General features: G+C 53.1%; 17 protein-coding genes and 1 riboswitch. Of the genes, 14 read left to right on the plus strand and 3 right to left on the minus strand.

The window, feature by feature from the left end:
- Window positions 1–33: 33 nt before the first annotated feature.
- Window positions 34–402: a DUF4180 domain-containing protein gene (locus tag ACLD72_RS17285; protein WP_410998716.1), complete on the plus strand. Its 369-nt coding sequence runs from the start codon at window positions 34–36 to the stop codon at window positions 400–402.
- A 335-nt stretch (window positions 403–737) separates the two neighbouring features.
- On the opposite strand, the gene ACLD72_RS17290 is transcribed toward ACLD72_RS17285, so the two are convergent.
- A complete protein-coding gene (locus ACLD72_RS17290; RefSeq protein ID WP_410998839.1) occupies window positions 738–1,418 on the minus strand; it encodes a GTP pyrophosphokinase family protein in 681 nt (226 codons plus the stop codon).
- A 258-nt stretch (window positions 1,419–1,676) separates the two neighbouring features.
- Between ACLD72_RS17290 and ACLD72_RS17295 the strand changes: the two genes are divergently transcribed.
- The 4 genes from ACLD72_RS17295 (at window position 1,677) to ACLD72_RS17310 (ending at window position 5,368) form a co-directional block, all read left to right on the plus strand.
- Window positions 1,677–2,456, plus strand: coding sequence for a zinc ribbon domain-containing protein (locus ACLD72_RS17295; protein WP_410998715.1), 780 nt, complete (start codon window positions 1,677–1,679; stop codon window positions 2,454–2,456).
- 183 nt (window positions 2,457–2,639) lie between these two features.
- Window positions 2,640–2,945 (plus strand): hypothetical protein, encoded by a 306-nt coding sequence (locus ACLD72_RS17300; RefSeq protein ID WP_251592299.1) that lies wholly within the window; start codon window positions 2,640–2,642, stop codon window positions 2,943–2,945.
- A 131-nt stretch (window positions 2,946–3,076) separates the two neighbouring features.
- A riboswitch (purine riboswitch) is annotated at window positions 3,077–3,177 on the plus strand.
- 173 nt (window positions 3,178–3,350) lie between these two features.
- Window positions 3,351–3,932, plus strand: a complete 582-nt coding sequence (locus ACLD72_RS17305; RefSeq protein ID WP_410998837.1) for a xanthine phosphoribosyltransferase — start codon at window positions 3,351–3,353, stop codon at window positions 3,930–3,932.
- A gap of 65 nt (window positions 3,933–3,997) precedes the next feature.
- On the plus strand, window positions 3,998–5,368 hold the full coding sequence (locus tag ACLD72_RS17310) for a nucleobase:cation symporter-2 family protein (protein WP_410998713.1): 1,371 nt from the start codon (window positions 3,998–4,000) through the stop codon (window positions 5,366–5,368).
- A 45-nt stretch (window positions 5,369–5,413) separates the two neighbouring features.
- Here the strand turns inward: ACLD72_RS17310 and ACLD72_RS17315 are convergent, their stop codons facing one another.
- Both ACLD72_RS17315 and ACLD72_RS17320 read right to left on the minus strand, forming a co-directional pair.
- Window positions 5,414–5,752 (minus strand): DUF4870 domain-containing protein, encoded by a 339-nt coding sequence (locus ACLD72_RS17315; protein WP_251592296.1) that lies wholly within the window; start codon window positions 5,750–5,752, stop codon window positions 5,414–5,416.
- Between the two features lie 33 nt (window positions 5,753–5,785).
- On the minus strand, window positions 5,786–6,952 hold the full coding sequence (locus ACLD72_RS17320) for an MGDG synthase family glycosyltransferase (RefSeq protein WP_410998711.1): 1,167 nt from the start codon (window positions 6,950–6,952) through the stop codon (window positions 5,786–5,788).
- Between the two features lie 275 nt (window positions 6,953–7,227).
- Between ACLD72_RS17320 and ACLD72_RS17325 the strand changes: the two genes are divergently transcribed.
- From ACLD72_RS17325 to ACLD72_RS17365, 9 genes are all read left to right on the plus strand, one after another.
- Window positions 7,228–7,416 carry a hypothetical protein gene (locus tag ACLD72_RS17325; protein WP_036626318.1) on the plus strand — a complete coding sequence of 63 codons (189 nt, stop codon included), beginning with the start codon at window positions 7,228–7,230 and terminating at the stop codon, window positions 7,414–7,416.
- A gap of 141 nt (window positions 7,417–7,557) precedes the next feature.
- Complete coding sequence (map, locus tag ACLD72_RS17330; RefSeq protein ID WP_410998709.1) at window positions 7,558–8,310, plus strand: type I methionyl aminopeptidase; 753 nt, start codon at window positions 7,558–7,560, stop codon at window positions 8,308–8,310.
- Window positions 8,311–8,943: 633 nt separating this feature from the next.
- Window positions 8,944–10,002 (plus strand): cytochrome c oxidase subunit II, encoded by a 1,059-nt coding sequence (gene coxB, locus ACLD72_RS17335; protein ID WP_410998707.1) that lies wholly within the window; start codon window positions 8,944–8,946, stop codon window positions 10,000–10,002.
- 72 nt (window positions 10,003–10,074) lie between these two features.
- Complete coding sequence (ctaD, locus tag ACLD72_RS17340) at window positions 10,075–11,925, plus strand: cytochrome c oxidase subunit I (RefSeq protein WP_410998835.1); 1,851 nt, start codon at window positions 10,075–10,077, stop codon at window positions 11,923–11,925.
- The gene (locus ACLD72_RS17345; protein WP_410998705.1) at window positions 11,922–12,548 is read left to right on the plus strand and encodes a cytochrome (ubi)quinol oxidase subunit III; all 627 of its coding nucleotides are present in this window, start codon (window positions 11,922–11,924) and stop codon (window positions 12,546–12,548) included. The genes ctaD and ACLD72_RS17345 overlap by 4 nt, the downstream gene beginning before the upstream one ends.
- Window positions 12,549–12,551: 3 nt before the next feature.
- Window positions 12,552–12,872, plus strand: a complete 321-nt coding sequence (locus ACLD72_RS17350) for a cytochrome C oxidase subunit IV family protein (RefSeq protein WP_410998703.1) — start codon at window positions 12,552–12,554, stop codon at window positions 12,870–12,872.
- Window positions 12,873–12,967: 95 nt separating this feature from the next.
- Window positions 12,968–13,951, plus strand: a complete 984-nt coding sequence (gene ctaG / locus ACLD72_RS17355) for a cytochrome c oxidase assembly factor CtaG (RefSeq protein WP_410998701.1) — start codon at window positions 12,968–12,970, stop codon at window positions 13,949–13,951.
- Between the two features lie 1,000 nt (window positions 13,952–14,951).
- A complete protein-coding gene (locus tag ACLD72_RS17360; protein ID WP_410998699.1) occupies window positions 14,952–15,416 on the plus strand; it encodes a DUF420 domain-containing protein in 465 nt (154 codons plus the stop codon).
- Window positions 15,417–15,758: 342 nt separating this feature from the next.
- Window positions 15,759–16,478: a hypothetical protein gene (locus ACLD72_RS17365; RefSeq protein WP_410998697.1), complete on the plus strand. Its 720-nt coding sequence runs from the start codon at window positions 15,759–15,761 to the stop codon at window positions 16,476–16,478.
- The last annotated feature ends 8 nt before the right edge of the window (window positions 16,479–16,486 follow it).

Below are 16,486 nucleotides of genomic sequence, written 5' to 3' on the forward strand. Positions count from 1 at the left end.
AAAAAATAACGGAACCCGAGGAGGAGGATCGCTGTGCAAATCAAAAAGTTAGAAGCTAACGGAACAGAAATCGCTGTTGTGAGCAGCAGCAAAGTGGTCATATATGACGTTCAGTCTGCTTTGGATCTTATGGCCACCGTACGATATGAAACAGGTTGCGATCGAATTATGATGGACAAGTCCCTGATAAACGAAAGCTTTTTTGATCTAAAAACCGGTCTGGCGGGCGAGATTGTTCAGAAATTCATCAATTACCAGACGAAGGTTGCCATCGTAGGGGATTTTTCGGGGTATGCCAGTAAAAGCCTGCGGGACTTCATCTATGAATCCAACAGCGGGAATGATCTCTTTTTTATGCCGTCCGAACAGCAAGCGATAGAAAAGTTAAGCACGGTAAAATAAAGGTTTGGATGCGGCGGAGGAGATGGGGCGAAGAAGGCGCTGCAAATTAACGAAGAAGCCGAAATAGCTGCAAATTTGCAGTTATTCCGGCCGGTTCCAGCGAGAGAATGCCTAGCAGATGTAAAAAGTGCAGTTATTTTTTGATATTTTGGAGAAGGTGGAACTTGTGCAGGGAATAGTTGCGCTTTTCCCAATTATTTCAGAGGAAGCCGGCTAATTCTCAGAAATAGTTGTACTTTTTGCAGGTATTCCCCCGCTCCGCGCAGAGCTGGCCCTGCCGGCTCACCCTCGTCCGCCCCCGCCTTCACTCGCTTGCACCCGCCCGCACCGCATACCTACTCCGGCAAAGCGGCTTCGGATACGCCCATGATTTCCTTGCGCAGGCCGTGCATTTTTTTGTCCAGGGCGTCGGCGGCTTTGGCCGCTTCGGACAGCTCGCGCACGACGTGCGGCGGCACCTGTTTGTCGTATTTGTAGTACAAAATATGCTCCATGCTCGCCCAGAAATCCATCGCGAGCGTGCGCATCTGGATCTCGACCTTCATCCACCGCTGGCCTTCGAACAAGGTGAGCGGCACGGCGACGATGATGTGCAGGCTCTGGTAACCGTTGGGTTTAGGATTTTCAATGTAATCCTTGACCTCCAGGACGGTGATGTCTTCGCGGTGCTTCAGATGGTCGAGCAGGCTGTAAATGTCGCGCACGAACGAAAAAACGATCCGCATCCCGGCGATGTCGTGGATTTGGTTCACCATATTGTCGACGGTCAGGTCCAGGCCTTTACGTTCAAGTTTTTGAAGAATGCTTTTCGGCTCTTTGATCCGGGATTTGATATGCTCGATCGGGCTGTATCCGTTATGGATTTTCCACTCCGTTTGGATCAGCTTGATTTTGTTCCCCAGTTCATCCAGGGCAAGCTCGTACAGGAAGGGCAGCTTTTTCCACTCCTCCAGCTTGCGCAGCTCATCCTCGCCGATCTCCCACTGGTACAGCTCCCTTAAATCCAATTGCTTCAGCACACTGTCGTCTGAATTCGTATCTAATACGCTCAAGGCTATCTACTCCTAATCACGTTCAGGTTGATGAAGCTTCCACTCCTTTAGTTAATGGAACTCTCCCTTTAATTGTACCGTGAACGCCGCGGCGAATCAAAAAAGAAAACGCATTCAGCAATATGGCGAAACGGCGAAATACCGCGCCATAAGCCTTAGGGCGGTTTTCACTGGAGTGAAAAATCTGGTATGATAATGAATATTTCGCGGGGAGGAATCATCATGAATTTTTTACAGCGATTAAAAGATGGTGCGGGCAAGGTGACCGATCGCGCGCAAAACGTCGTTGAAATTGGAAAACTTAATACGCAAATTTCAAATATCGAACGGGAACTCGGTTTGTACTATCAAAAAATGGGCGAGGTTTTTTACGAAGGTTACCGCAAGAAAGACATGTCTTATGCGGAGAAAGAGATGCTTGATTTGGCCAAAACCTGCGATTTGCTGGCCGAGGAGCGGGACGAGATCCGGGCCAAAGTCGCCGAGCTCAAAAACGAGCGTTTGTGCGGAGCGTGCGGGCGGACGGTGGCTGAGGACGCTGTTTTCTGCCAGTATTGCGGACATAAGCTGGTCAAACGGAAATCGGTTTTTCCCGAGGATTTGATCGAGCCGGCCAGGGCGGCGGCGCCGACGGTGGAGGATACCAGAACTCCCGTCGTGCCGGAAACGCTCGAGAAGGAAACGAAGAGAAGCATCGACCTGGAGCAGCTGTTGTTTTCGGCCGATCTGATTGAATCCGCGGAGAAGAGGGACAGCGACACGGTACGTGAACCGGCCGATCCTGAGGCGGAGGAGCGGCTGCAGCGCAGTCTCGAACGGGAACGCAGACGCCAGGAGGAGCTTGACCGGCGGATTCGCTCATGGACGCAAAAAGCGGAGCAGCCTGATGAGGAGAAACCATCGCCAGGCATCACGGTCGCAACCGTTAAATGCCAAATCTGCGGGTCTATGCTCGTCAAAGGCACCAAGTGGTGCCCGCATTGCGGCTCGGAGCAAATTTAGACTTGCGGATTCGCGGGAAGATTTGGCGCAAGTGTTTAAGGTGCTCTGGATAATTTCACCGGAATGTCACAAAAGCCTCCCGCTGATCGGGGAGATGATACGTAGTAATAGTTAGGATGCCCGTCAAAAGGCGGGGGGATGCTATAAGCATCAAACCATAGAGATCAGGGAGCGTGAATTTGCATGGAATGCATCGTCCATTTTGAAGTCATGCACAGTGAGGGACCGAAGGAGTTAAGGGGGCTTATCTTTTTGGACGAAGGCAAGCTGCCGACGGAAGCGGATTTTTTGAAAATGTTCGAGGAAATGGGGTATAAGCTGCGGCTGACGGATCGGGAGAACCTGGTGTTTGAGCCGCTCGGCTCCGGCGCCGATTACAGCAAAATCCGGGTGCGCCGCCTCGATACGGGGGAGAAAAGCTACAAGGAAGACGGCGAGTTAAAATCGCTGCTGTCCAACCTCATGCCGCGCGAGTTCCGGCCGATATAAGCTGTTGTTAGCCGTATTTTTCCGTCCCCGTCACAGGGCCGGCGCTGAATTTCTACAAAATATTCAAGAAAGGGACGAAATCCCTCTTTATTTCCCTGGGCGATTTGCGTTATACTTCTGACATTGCTTAAAAGAGGTTCGACGTTTTTTCTCGTATAAGTGCGGGGATTGGCCTGCATGTTTCTACCTGATCACCGGAAATGATCGGACTACGGGAGGAGCTCTATTTTTCGCGTCTTTTCGCGTCCCCGGGGATTACCAAGCCAAGCGGCTGTCCAAACAGGTTCGGGAGGCTTGCGGCGTTAAGCTGAAATGTAGAGCGATTCTTACGGGTCCATTTTCCGATTGTGGAAAATGGGCTTTTTGTTTTTTGCAGGAACGAAAATTGAAGGGGGAAGGTTTGCAATGAAGCTGCTTAAGGACAAGGTTATGACCGAAGGCATCGTGCTGAGCGATCAGGTGCTCAAAGTCGATTCCTTCCTGAACCACCAAATGGACCCGGAGCTGATGCGGGAGATGGGAGGAGAGTTCGCCCGGCGTTTTGCCGGAGAAAAGATTACCAAGGTGCTGACGATTGAATCCTCGGGCATCGCCCCGGCGATCATGACGGCGCTGGAGCTCCAGGTTCCGATGATTTTTGCGAGAAAGCATAAATCATTGACGCTAAAGGACAACATTCTCGTGGAAAAAGTGTACTCGTTTACGAAGCGGGAGACGAACGAGATTACGGTGTCCAAAAAATTTCTGTCCGACAGCGACCGGGTGCTGATCATCGACGATTTCCTGGCCAACGGCGAAGCCGCCTTCGGCCTCGCCCGCATCGTAGAGCAGGTTGGGGCGGATGTCGTCGGCATCGGCATCGTGATCGAGAAATCGTTCCAGCCGGGGGCGCGCCTGTTGGAAGAAGCGGGATACCGCGTCGAATCGCTGGTTCGGGTCGCTTCGCTGGAAGACGGCGTGGTCACCTTTGCCGATGAGCTTAATTAAGCGTATTACTAAACGCAGTTGCAGTTATTCATCGTATTAACGAATTTCGGGGGGAAAGGTTCAGCATGGAACGAGAACGTATTTTTCAGCATCACAGGCATCCGCTTAAAACTTTTTCGCTGGGCATCCAGCATGTGCTGGCGATGTATGCCGGCGCGGTCATCGTGCCGCTGATCGTCGGCGGTGCGCTTAACTTCACGCAAGCGCAGCTTACCTACCTGATCGCGATCGATTTGCTCGCCTGCGGCGTGGCGACGCTGCTGCAGGTATGGGGGAACCGCTTCTTCGGCATCGGGCTCCCGGTGATGCTGGGCTGCGCCTTTCAGGCGGTTTCGCCGATGATCGCCATCGGCCAGCAGGAGGGGATGGGAGTTTCCGCCATTTACGGGGCAATCATTGCCTCAGGGGTGTTCGTGTTCCTGTTTGCCGGTTTGTTCGGCAAGCTTATCGCCCTGTTTCCGCCGGTGGTGACCGGCTCGGTTGTAACGATCATCGGGGTCACCTTGATTCCGGTGGCCATTTCCGATCTGGGGGGCGGCAGCCCGGGCGAAAACCCGGATTTCGGCAGCCCGCTCAATCTGGCGCTCGGCTTTGGGGTGATGTTGTTCGTCATCCTGATGAACCGTTTCGCCAAAGGGTTCCCGCGTTCCATTTCCGTCCTGCTGGGCTTGATCATCGGGACGCTCGCGGCCGCTCTGGCCGGTAAAGTGGACCTGACGCCGCTGAAGGAAGCGGGCTGGTTTCATGCGATCCAGCCTTTTTATTTCGGCAAACCGACCTTCCATGCGTCGGCGATTTTGACGATGATTCTGGTGGCGATCGTTAGCGTGGCCGAGTCGACCGGGGTGTTTATGGCGCTCGGCAAAATCGTGGACAAAGACATCACATCGAAGGATTTGACGCGCGGCTACCGCGCCGAAGGGCTGGCGATCATTCTGGGGGGGATTTTCAACTCGTTCCCGTACACCACGTATTCGCAAAACGTCGGCCTTGTCCAAATGAGCCGGGTCAAAACCCGCGACGTGATCGTGGTCGCCGGCGGGTTGTTGATCCTGATCGGCTTCGTGCCTAAAATCGCCGCGTTGACGCAGCTTGTGCCAACCTCGGTGCTTGGCGGGGCGATGATCGCGTTGTTTGGGCTTGTGCTTTCCTCCGGCATCCGGATGCTGGGGGATCAGGTCGATTTGAACCGGCACGAAAATCTGCTGATTATCGCCTGCTCCGTCGGCATGGGGCTGGGCGTGACGGTGCAGCCGGATATTTTCGACCGGCTGCCGGCGGCGTTGCGCATTTTGGCGGATAACGGCATCGTGGCGGGCAGCGTTACGGCGATCGTCATGAACCTGCTGTTCAACGGGCTGGGAGGACCGCGCAAGGTCGAGGCCGAGGCCGAGGCTAAGGCTAAGGCTGAGGCTGGGGAAGCTCTGCAGGGCTAATAAGCCGGGTTCCTGGTAATGGACTGGACAAGCCCATACCCCCTGCTACATCCGCTGCAGCTGCTTTTCCGCCAGCTCGCCGAGCCAAGGGAGCTTCAGCCATTTGCCCTGCAGCGCGGCCAGCATCAGCACAACCCAAAGCGTGACGCCCAGCGCGGTCAGCAGCAGGTTGACGACGACGCCGATCACCGGCAGGAAGCCGGAAAGCGCGTGGGCCAGCATCAGCCCGCCGAACAGCATGACCGATTGCAGGGCATGAAACAGCACAAACCGGCTTCTTCGTTCAAGGGCCAAAAATGCGACGCCTCCCACAAAGGCGAGCAAGTAGCAAAGAAATCCGGCGACGTTCTCGTAAAGGCCGGTGGAAGATTTGAAGGGAGACACGGCATCACCTTCTTTCGCAAGGCTAGGTTCTTACTACCTAATGTATGACGAGCCCTCGGCGGTAAGAACCAGCTCTGCTTCCGGCGGCGCAAACCATTGCCGCAAAATATCGCTTACGATCGCCTCCGCGGCCTCCGGCCTGCGGAGGTTTTCGATTTCGCGGGCCACGCCGGCAAGGTGTTCTTCATTGCTTAGGAGAGCTTCGATTTGACCCGTCAGCGTCGCGGAATCCTCGGCGACCATCGCTACGCCTTTTTGCTGCAGATACAGGGCGTTGTTGAGCTCCTGCCCGGGGACCGGCTTATACAAGAAAATCGGCAGTCGGCAGGCCAGCGCTTCCGACAACGTGATTCCGCCAGGCTTGGTGATAATGCAGTCGCAGGCTTGCATCAGCGCGGCCACCTCGCTGACGTAGCCGTAGACATGCACGTCCGGATGCTGGCCCAATTGCTTGCTCAGCCCGCGGTGCAAATTGCGGTTGCGTCCACAGACGACAACGACCTGGTGGCGCCCGGAGGATACGAGCCGATTGCAAATATCGCGGATGCCCGTCATCACCCCGTAAGCGCCGGCCATGAGCAGAACCGTTTTTTTGCGCGGATCAAGCCGGTCCGCGATTTCCCCGCCAGGAGCCGGCTCCCGGAAGAAATCGGGCTTCAGCGGAATGCCGCTGACGACGACGTTCCCTTCGGGAATCCCCCGTGACGTCATCTCCCGCTTTAAATCGTCGGTTGCGACGTAATAACGGTCGACGCTCGGGTGAATCCAGCGCCCGTGCAGGTCAAAATCGGTGACGATATTGACCAGCGGCAGCGATTTGCCGGTCCTTTTGCTCAGCTTGGGCATTGCCAGCTGGGGGAACGTATGGATGATAATATCGGGTTGTATCTGGTCAATGGTCTGCTGGAGTTTTCCCATGCCTAACGAATTGATGACGCCGAGCGGCGAGGTTTCAAACTGCATTTCTTTGGTCGCGTTATACACCCAACCGTAGATAAGCGGCAGCGTACGGAAGCTTTGCATGTACACGAACTTGGTCAGCTCATTCAGCAGCGGATGGGCTTCGGCCATTAAATCCAGCAGGACGATATCCGCAATGCCTTGGCTGCGGAAGCTGGCTTCGAGGGCTTTGGACGCTTGATAATGGCCATCCCCGTAGCTGGCGTACAAGATCATAATTTTAGGCGTTTTATAAGTCATGAAGATAATATCACTCCTGTTTAAGTCGAGCTGACTTTTTTGCGGTTAAGCCTTATTTTAACCTACGGCCGGACATATAAATATAATTAATGTGGGCGCAGGACAAAAAATGTATGTTTGGAAGAAGCTGAAACCTGATGCTGAATATGCTACAATGAAAAAATAGGAGGTCATTCAAAACTAGCCCACAGCGACTGCATGAAAACATGGATCAAGACATTTCGCGTTCTCTGGCATCGGAGCATTTACCTTAAACGTTCTGGGAGGGAATTCATATGGCAACGAAAGGTCACGATGAAGTTAAAGAAAGTTTACGGGAGATGACCCGAATCTTCAAACCGAAAGATCCGAAAAAATTCGTGAAAGAATATGTTCGCAAGTATCGTATCATGGGCGGCTACGAAGAAGAATTGACCCACCTTGTTGAGCTTGAGCTGGGCAAGCTTGATTCATCCGTATCCTAGCAACTTGAAATCGTTATGTTTCGTTCCGGCGCGGAAACCGCGTCCGGAACGTTTTTTTTCTTCTCTATCTACATATAATAAATGGATGCATCATCGTCAAATTTTGCGTTTTGTTAAACAACGAGGGGAGAATCGGAAGGCGTGAAAATACGATTGAAAACGAAAGAGGAAATTTTGCGGATAGGGGAAGCCGGCCGCATTCTGGCGGAATGCCATCAGGGAATCGCCCAGCTGATCGGTCCGGGGATTACGACGCTGGAGATCGACCGCTTTGTCGAGTCGTTTCTGGCGGGACGCGGCGCCACGCCGGAGCAAAAAGGATACCACGGGTTTCCGTTTGCGACCTGCGCTTCCGTCAACGATGTCGTTTGCCACGGGTTTCCGAACGACCGCAAGCTGCAAGCGGGGGATATCGTGACGATCGACATTGTGGTTAATAAAAACGGCTGGCTGGCGGACTCGGCCTGGTCCTACCGCGTCGGGGAGGTCGGACCGGACGCGGAGAAGCTGCTCCAGGCGACCGAACAAGCGCTTGGCGCCGGGATCGCTCAGGCTTATCCGGGCAACAAAATCGGCGACATCGGTTACGCTGTGCAGCGCGTAGCGGCGGCTGCGAACAGCGGCATCGTAAAGGCGCTGATCGGACACGGCATCGGGAGATCGATGCACGAGCCGCCGGATGTGCCGAATTTCGGGCGCCCGAAGAGCGGGGTGACGCTGCAGCCGGGCATGGTCATCACCATTGAACCGATCTTTACCGGTGGCAATACGGGAGCCGTGCTGTGGGAGGATGACGGCTGGACGATCCGCTCGGCGGACGGCAGCCTGGGGGCTCATTATGAGCATACGCTGGCCATTACGGAGGATGGGCCGGTGGTTTTGTCGATCTTATAAGAGAGGATGGAGCGGCTGCGGCGATCAGACGTGTTCTGGAGACTCTCGTGAAGGTCTGGACCGCCGCTTGCTCCGCTCTTAATTTTTTATATTCGAGTAAATACTTTATAAGCGTGAGTTGGACCCCTATAAAGTCGGAATACCCTTCCTTTTTTCAAACGTCCTTGTTCCTCATAACTGCGCCCCCTTGAATCCAATGTAACACGCCCACCGGACAGAGATTTGATTTTTTCTCTCAAAATCTGCCGTCTCTCACGTCCAAACCTCACTTTTTGAATTCGTACTTCTTGCACCTAAGATGAAATAAAATTTGAAGAAATGTCAAAAATGAAGTAAGGCGAAAAACTCCGAAAAACGCGGGAAAATGTTCACGATTGGCAGCCCTTTCGACAGTTGTTGAAATTGAGAAAACGTTAACAAATCCCTTTGTGACGCGCATTTCCGGATTTTTGAACAATTTGTGAACTCCCCTTCGATCATTGACAAAACAGGGGTTCGATCATATATTTAATAGGTGATTGTTGTAATTGACAGGAATGTAGTTTCCGTGATACGCAGGTAGAATTTTGAGCCCTTGGCTCACTGGAAACCCTGTGCCAGATCGGAAGAAAACGGAAGAAGTGGGGTAGATGAATGATGAAACCGTGGAAGGTTGTAAAGCGGCTGTTGCCTTTGTTTGCCGGACTTTCGCTCCTCTTGTCCGCATGCGGCCGTGAGGACCTGTCTGTGCTTAGACCGCAGGGCCCGGTAGCCGAAGGGCAACTCGGACTTATTAAGCTGTCGATTTCGATCATGATCGTCGTCATGCTGATCGTGTTCGGCATCGCCGCTTACGTCCTGGTAAAGTACCGGCGCAAACCGGGACAAACCGAAGTGCCGAAGCAAGTCGAGGGCAACTTTAAATTGGAGGTTATTTGGACGGCCATCCCGTTAGTTCTGGTACTCATTCTGGCCGTGGCTACGGTGCAAAAGGTGTTTGCGATCGGTGAAGACTACTCGAAGGATAAAAATGCCGTCAAAATCAAAGTAACGTCGCACCAGTTCTGGTGGGAATTCACGTATCCTGATTACGGCATCACAACGGCCCAGGACATGATTATTCCGACCGGCAAGAAGATCGCGCTTGAGCTGAAAACGGCCGACGTGCTGCACTCCTTCTGGGTGCCTTCCCTGGCGGGGAAAATCGATACGAATACGGACGGAACGATCAATAAAGCCTGGCTCGAAGCTTCCCACGAAGGCGTTTTCTTGGGGAAATGCGCCGAACTCTGCGGGAAATCCCATGCGTTCATGGAATTCCGGGTTAAAGCGGTGAGCGAGGATTCTTTCAACAAATGGGCGGACTCCATGAAAGCCCCGGTTCAGACGATCGCCGATCCGGCATTGGCGGAAGTGTTCAAGACGCAATGCTTGAGCTGCCACGCTGTCGGTGACCAAGGCGGCCCGGTCGGACCGAACCTGACGGGGATCGGAAGCAGGGAAACCGTTGCCAGCATCTTACATAATGCAGAAGGGTCCGGCAAGTCAGTGGACGGAAAACCGATCAAGGATAATTTGGTGGAATGGCTGACGGATCCGCAAAAAGTGAAGCCTGGCAATAAAATGCCGAACCCGAAGGAAGACCTGGGGCTGTCGGATGACCAAATCGAAGCCATCGCCGATTACTTGGCAAACAGCAAATTGTCTTACTGATGGATGGATAGCAATTTAAAGGGGGTACAAACCTTGGCTCATGCTCACAGTGTCAAGCGGCACAAGGGGTTGATGGACTGGTTAACGACGGTCGATCACAAAAAAATCGCCATCCTGTATTTGGTGGCGGGCGGATTTTTCTTCGGGATCGGCGGGATCGAGGCGTTGCTGATCCGCGTGCAGCTTGCAAAGCCGATGAACGATTTCGTATCGGCCCAGCAGTTTAACGAATTGATTACGATGCATGGCACAACGATGATTTTCCTCGGCGTCATGCCGGTCATTTTCGCCTTGATGAACGCGGTTATCCCGCTGCAGATCGGGGCTCGCGACGTGGCGTTTCCATTTTTGAACGCGCTCGGATTTTGGACGTTTTTGTTCGGCGGCCTGCTGTTGAACCTCAGCTGGCTGATGGGCGGCGCTCCGGATGCCGGTTGGACGTCCTATACGCCGCTGTCGTCAAACACGTACAGTCTGACGCATGGCGTGGACTTCTACACGATCGGCCTGCAGATCGCCGGTCTGGGGACATTGATCGGGGGCCTGAACTTCCTGGCGACGATCATTACGATGCGCGCCCCGGGCATGTCTTTTATGCGGATGCCGATGTTCTCGTGGACGACGTTTATCACCTCGGCCATCATTTTGTTCGCGTTCCCGGCGATTACGGTCGGCCTGGTGCTGCTGACCTTTGACCGGATTTTGAGCGCCAATTTCTTCAATGTGGAAAGCGGCGGGAACCCGGTGCTCTGGCAGCATATTTTCTGGATTTTCGGTCATCCGGAAGTGTACATTTTGATTCTGCCGGCTTTCGGGGTGATTTCCGAAGTCATTCCGACTTTCGCGCGCAAGCGGCTGTTCGGTTACAGCTCGATGGTGTTTGCGACGATTTTGATCGCCTTCCTTGGCTTCATGGTCTGGGCTCACCATATGTTCACGACGGGGATGGGACCGGTCGCCAACGCCCTGTTCTCCATTTCGACGATGCTGATTGCCGTTCCGACAGGGATCAAAATCTTCAACTGGCTGTTTACGATGTGGGGCGGGCAAATCCGCTTTACGACGGCGAACCTGTTCGCCTCCGGCTTTATCCCGACGTTCGTCATGGGCGGGGTCACCGGTGTGATGCTGGCTTCCGCGCCTGCGGACTATCAATACCATGACACGTATTTCGTCGTGGCGCATTTCCACTACGTGATCGTCGGCGGCCTGGTGCTCGGTTTGTTTGCCGGTTTGCACTATTGGTGGCCGAAGATGTTCGGACGCATGTTAAGCGAAAGATTGGGCAAAATCGAGTTTTGGACGTTTATTATCGGTTTCCATCTGACCTTCTTTGTCCAGCATTTCCTTGGCCTGATGGGCATGCAGCGCCGCGTATTTACGTATTTGCCGAACCAGGGCTTTGACCTGATGAACCTGATCAGTACGGTCGGCGCATTTTTGATGGGCGTGGGCGTCATCGTGTTCCTGGTCAATGTCGGAATTACGGCAAAACAACCGAAAGGCGCGGCAAACGATCCTTGGGAAGACGGCCGTACCCTGGAATGGGCCATTCCTTCACCGCCGCCGGAATACAACTTCAAGCAAATTCCGCTGGTGCGCGGGCTTGACGCTTTCTGGAAAGAGAAGATGGCTGGCAACAAGGAAATGACGCCGGCCGAACCAGTAGGGCCGATTCACATGCCTTCGCCGACGATCCTTCCGTTCGTCATGTCGGTGGGCCTGTTTATCGCCGGCTTAGGTTTTATGTTCACCAATGACGATTTCGGCAACAGTTTCCTGAATCTGCTCTTTAATAAGTACATCGTAGTCATCATCGGTTTGGCGATTACGTTTGGGTGCATGCTGGTTCGTTCGCTGTATGACGACCATGGCTGGCATATCGAACCGGAAGAACCGAGTGAGAAGGAGGTCACGGCATGACGACACCACATGCGCATCAGGCTACGGACACTTTGCCTCATGAGCCGGAGAAAGCAACGCTGGAAGGACGCAATAAGATCCTGGCCTTCTGGTTGTTTCTCGGCGGCGAGTCCGTGCTGTTCGGTACGCTGTTCGCCACCTTCCTGACTTTGCGGAACCAAGTCGCCGACGGTCCGTCGGCGGCCGAGCTGTTCAGCCTGCCGATGACGGCGGCTGCGACGTTTATCCTGCTGGTGAGCAGCTTGACGAGCGTATTCGCCATCCAGGCGATGCACCGCGGCGATCAAAAGAAGCTGGCGACCTGGCTGGCCGTCACGGTTTTGCTCGGATTGGCGTTCCTCGTCCTGGAAATTTACGAGTTTTACGAATACGTGCATCATGATGAATACGGCATGACGACGAGTGCGTTCAGTTCGGCCTTTTATACGCTGGTCGGGTTCCACGGGGCTCACGTCTTGTTTGGAATTCTTTGGATCTCGCTATTGATCGGGCAACTGTTCAATAAAGGCCTCACCGTCGTAACGGCGCCGAAAGTGTATGTATCGGCTATCTACTGGCACTTTATCGACGTCGTTTGGGTGTTCATTTTCACGGTCGTGTACCTGCTCGGAAAGGTGGTATAACAGATGGTGAACCAGGAAACAAACGGCACGCCAGCGGTCAAACGCCATCAGCGCCATGAGGGTCCGCAGAAGCACATCATCGCTTTCGCGTTCTCCATCGTTTTGACCTTAATCGCTTTCGCCGCGGTCGCTGCCGGCGGAGTGAATGCGGCGTTTACCGTCATTCTGCTGCTGGTAATGGCGGTGCTGCAAGTGCTTGTACAATTGGGATATTGGATGCACATGAAAGATAAAGGCCACATGATTCCGATCCTGTTTATGTTCGGGGGATTCTTTGTCGCTTTTACCGCGGTCATTGCCGCTCTATACTGGATGTGGTGGTAAGATGAAAAAAGAGGCGGGTCTGATCCGGAGATCAATGGCCCTCCTCTTTTTTCACAATTTAGACAGAAAATCCGGCGGCGGAGGGAGGTTTTACGGTGCTTGGATTAGAATATTTTAAATTTGAGGATGTCTGGAGTCCGGTATTTCTGGCATTTATGCTGCTGGTTACGGCGGGATACTTCGTGCTGATCGGTCCGGCCGGCGGGAAATGGGCCGCGGAGGAACGTGTTCCGGCGTGGAGAAAGCTGCTGTTTGTGGCTGGTATGGTGTTGTTATACCTGGCTCAAGGAGGTCCGATCGAACTGCTCGGGCACATGATGTTCAGCTTCCATATGCTCAGCATGGCATTGTCTTATCTGGTTGCTCCGCCGCTGCTGATGTTGGGCATCCCGCCCTGGGTTTGGCGGAAAGCCGTTTCGTTTCTTGCCGGCAGCCCGCTGCGCCATCTGCGGTTTTGGGTGAAGCCGGTGGTGGCGGCCGTGGTGTTTAACGGGCTGTTTTCGTTTTATCATATCCCGGCGGTTCACGATTACGTGATGCTGCATTTCGGCGTACACCGGCTTTATTATATCGTCCTGTTTATCGCCTCGGGGCTGATGTGGTGGACGCTGGTGAACCCGCTGCCTGAACGGCCGGGCGTGCAGGGGCTGAAGAAAATGGGGTTTATTTTTCTGAACATGGTGCTGCTGACCCCGGCCTGCGGCTTGATCATCTTTGCGAAAGCGCCGTTATACGCGACCTACAGCGATCCAAACGTATGGGCGAGAGCGATGGGATATTGCGTTTCGGGGAATCCCGATATGCTGTTAAGCCAATTTGGCGGCCCGCAATTTTTCGGGTTCCTGGAACCCGGCATCGATCAGCAGGTAGGCGGCATTTTGATGAAGTTCATCCAGGAGTTTATCTTCGCCTCGATGCTGGCGTATGTCTTTTACCAGTGGTACAAGCAGGAAAATCGCGGAGGCGACGACGAGGAGCTGACGGCCCAGCTTGCTGAGGCTCCTGAGCGTTCTGGGGTGGGTGAACTTGCTGAGGCTCCTGGGCCTTCCGACGATTTCGGGGTTCCTAAGCCTTCTTAGGTTCGTGAGCCTTCTAAGGTTCGTGAGCGCTCTGAAGTTCCTAAGTCTTCTGAGGCTCGTGAGGGCTCTGAGGCGCGTGAGCTTTCCGGGCTCCGTTCGGATACAGCGATTCTGCCGCCGGGGAAAGTAGTGGAATAGACGCCTTACGTGGGTTAATGCTGGATGACGGAGCCGACGAGCTGCTGTTTGTTACCCTCGGATATTGAGGCGTACGGAGCTTCTGACACAGCGAAAACGGCCCTAGCTTGACTCTCGCTGCGCGTTCCCGTGCTGCACGACGGTGCTTGAAGATTGTCCAGTAATTGCGCTTGACCAGTGGGGGCGCAGCGAATGATCGATCTATCCGGTACATCTATCAGGCACAACTATTCGGCACATTTTTATGCTAACGGTTGTCATAGCGCTTATTCAGCCGAAAAAACGAAGATTTCATTTCTAACGGTTGTATTCGCGCTTATTTGGGCGAAACAGCCCCTTTTCCTGCAGAAAAACGGGAAATAAGCTCGCTGGCAACCGTTACATCTGGTAAACCCTCGTTTTTACCCAATTAGCGTCGCTCACAACCGTTAGATTTTTCGTGCACTTTTATGTACCCTTTTACGCACTAGTACCTGTTTCCGTCCGGTCAAGCACCGATTTCGATTTTGAACCGAAATAAGCGGGGTGATTGGATATTTCCAATAGAAATGGAAATTATCTGGAAAATACAGCGGCTAGATTGGATATTTCCAATAGATCTGGTCGGCAGGGTGCTAAACGGGCGATTTAAGCGAAATCTATTGGAAATATTCCAATAAGAGCCTTAAATTGCATTAGATTTCCGTCAATCTATTGGATTTTTTCCAGTGAGAGCCCGGCGCCAATGCTTACGAAGCGAGTTTTGTTCGAAGTAATTTCCAAGAAGTAACGCTCACAAAACTAAGCGGATGCTTACGAAGCAAGTTTTGTTCGAAGCAAATTCGATGAAGTAACGCTCACAAAACTTTTAGGAGGTTCGAAATTGGATCTGTACACGTTGTTCCCGACGATCAGCACGTCGTTTATCGTCATTAGTGCGGTGCTGGTTGCCATCGGGTGGCGATTGATCATCAAGGGTAAACGGGAAGCCCACAAGAAGACGATGATCGCCGCCGCGATCGCGGCGCTGCTGTTTTTTATTATTTATATGTCCCGTACGGTGTTTATCGGGAATACGTCCTGGGGCGGTCCGGATAGCCTGAAAGGATATTATCAGACCTTCCTCATTTTCCACATCGTTTTGGCGACGGTGGCGGCTGTTTTCGGCATCACGACGCTGGTGCTTGGATTTCGGGAAAAGTATGCGAAACACCGCAAATGGGGCAGAACGACTTCGGTCATCTGGTTTTTTACGGCGATTACCGGGGTGGCCGTCTATGTGCTGCTGTACTTAATGTACCCGGGCGGACATACCAAGCCGGTATGGGAAGTGATCCTCGGCATTTGAGGATGCGGGGAACGAGCTAACCAGGCACTAACCAAGCACTAACCAAGCACTAACCAAGCACTAACCAAGCACCAACCAAGCACCAACCGAAACACTTGTCCGCACACAGAAACGTCCTGAGTTTTAAACTCGGGGCGTTTATTTTTTTGCATGCAGGAGGGACTGCCCAGAAGGTTTGACGAAACTGTTCCAAGTCATTATACTGTATATAAAGATATACACAGTAGATACAGTTCGGTTTGACGCGTCATTAGGTGTAAAGTTTAAAGCTTCATTTGAACCGCAATTGGCGCATCATGGAGTGTACAAACCTTACTGCTCGAAAAAGAAAGGTTGAGTGTATTGAACAGGTGGAAAGACGCTTGGGTCATCTTCAAAAGGGATCTGCGCGGGGACCGGTTGTATCTGATCATGAACGTCTTATTTATGCTGTATATGGCGCTGATGATGAGCTTTATGTTTGAACCCGGCGAACGGGAGGCTTCTTTGCTTAAGCCGCTGGCGGATTTTATGCTGCTGCTGTTGATTCCGTTTACCGGTTTTTATTTTTCGCGGCGCTCTTTTAACTACCTTAAAGAAGATTCATATACGCAGATGCTGCGGTTTTACCGCACGCTCCCCATCCCGGCGGACGCGGTGATGCTCGGCCGGATTATCCAGTTGGTTACGGCGATCTTTTTTAATGGCGTGCTTTATTTTCCGGCGCTTTATCTGCTTTCGGCAACCCTGCGAAGCGAGCTGAGTCTGGCGGGATACATTGCTTTTGCCTTAACTTGGTGCGGCTACGGTTTGCTGCTTAATGGCGCGTATATTTACTTTGAATTTTTAAAGAAAGGCAGCACTTATCTTTGGATGTCGCTGGCGGCGATGGTGCTGGTCGCTTTGCTCGCTTTTGTCGTCAACGGCTTCGGGGGGAATCTGATAGAGCTGACGGTGGGCTTTTCCGGACGGTATGCACTCTTGTCCCCGCTGATGTGGGGCTCCTTGGTCTGCGGAACACTGGGAGTAAGCCTGTTTGCCGCCATCACGAAGCGCAAGCTGGCCGTGCGGGATCTGGCGTGATGGGAGCC

This window comes from Paenibacillus lacisediminis, from assembly GCF_046567315.2.